The organism is Shigella sp. FC1567, from assembly GCF_001743015.1.
GTDB lineage: Bacteria > Pseudomonadota > Gammaproteobacteria > Enterobacterales > Enterobacteriaceae > Escherichia > Escherichia coli.
Window position 1 is genome coordinate 1 of the sequence record NZ_MIIV01000291.1, and the last position, 1,200, is coordinate 1,200.

Here is a 1,200-nt window from a genome sequence, read left to right on the forward strand (position 1 = left end):
CGAACTCCGCCTTCGCAAAATAAGCGGAAGCCTGGCGAAGGATATCGTTACTGCGGCGCAGTTCACGATTTTCACGTTCCAGCTCTTTCAGACGCTGACGTTCAGCGGTGGTGAGCCCGCCATCACCGCCTCCGGTATCCCGCTCATGCTGGCGTACCCAGACACGCAGAGTCTCCGGTGTACAGCCAATCTTTGGGGCAATGGAACAAATTGCCGCCCACTGTGAGTCATATTCGCCCTGACTTTCCAGAACCATACGAATCGCCCTCTGACGGACTTCGGGGGAAAAACGAGTATTTTTAGTCATCCTGTTTACCTCTTTCTCAGGAAGTTTAGTCTCCAGGATTCCCGGGGCGGTTCAGTTCTGGTGTTATCGGAGAGGCTTTTGGTGTTTTGCCCTGACGCTCATCACGCAGTTGTTTGACCCATCTTGTCATTGTGGAAAGGCCAACATCCATAGCTTTGGCGGCATCTGCCACCGTGTATTTCTGGTCAACAACCAGTTGAGCGGATTCGCGTTTAAACTCTGCGCTAAAATTTCTTTTTTTCATTGGAGCACCTGTGTTGTTCTGAGGTGAGCATATCACCTCTGTTCAGGTGGCCAAATTCAGTGTGCCACTTCAAACACCGTTTCGTGGAGATTTCGCGCACCTGCCGGACACGGATTGTCAGGGATATCAAAAAAGCCAGGTAATATCATATTTTTTTGTCATCTGGTATTGTTCCGCAGTTTTCGGATTACCCGCAGTAATATTTTTTAAATGCAACATTGTTAAATACTCGCTACGTTATACCAGGTGCCATTAATCAGTTTTTGCAGCGGTCGGTAATACACACCGTTGACGTTATCCGCTGAGTTACGGCCGGTATCCGAGGTAATGACTCCAACTTACTGATAGTGTTTTATGTTCAGATAATGCCCGATGACCTTGTCATGCAGCTCCACCGATTTTGAGAACGACAGTGACTTCCGTCCCAGCCTTGCCAGATGTTGTCTCAGATTCAGATTATGTCGCTCAATGCGCTGAGTGTAACGCTTGCTGATAACGTGCAGCTTTCCCTTCAGGCGTGATTCATACAGCGGCCAGCCATCCGTCATCCATACCACGACCTCAAAGGCCGACAGCAGGCTCAGAAGACGCTCCAGTGTGGCCAGAGTGCGTTCACCGAAGACGTGCGCCACAACCGTCCTCCGTATCC

Annotated in this window: 1 protein-coding gene and 4 pseudogenes; all 5 read right to left on the minus strand. The window is 50.0% G+C overall.

All coding sequences use genetic code 11. From position 1 onward, the window contains the following. Positions 1 to 307, minus strand: a 307-nt coding sequence (locus tag BHE85_RS15990; RefSeq protein WP_032219445.1) for a transposase, incomplete at its 3' end; no start/stop codon positions are given. 55 nt (positions 308 to 362) lie between these two features. Further along, positions 363 to 551, minus strand: a pseudogene (locus tag BHE85_RS15995) (transposase); the annotation flags it as partial. A 129-nt stretch (positions 552 to 680) separates the two neighbouring features. Then, positions 681 to 770: pseudogene (locus BHE85_RS26970) on the minus strand (tail fiber assembly protein); the annotation flags it as partial. Between the two features lie 2 nt (positions 771 to 772). Further along, positions 773 to 886, minus strand: a pseudogene (locus BHE85_RS26810) (phage tail protein); the annotation flags it as partial. A 3-nt stretch (positions 887 to 889) separates the two neighbouring features. Then, positions 890 to 1,200: pseudogene (locus BHE85_RS16005) on the minus strand (IS1-like element IS1X2 family transposase); the annotation flags it as partial.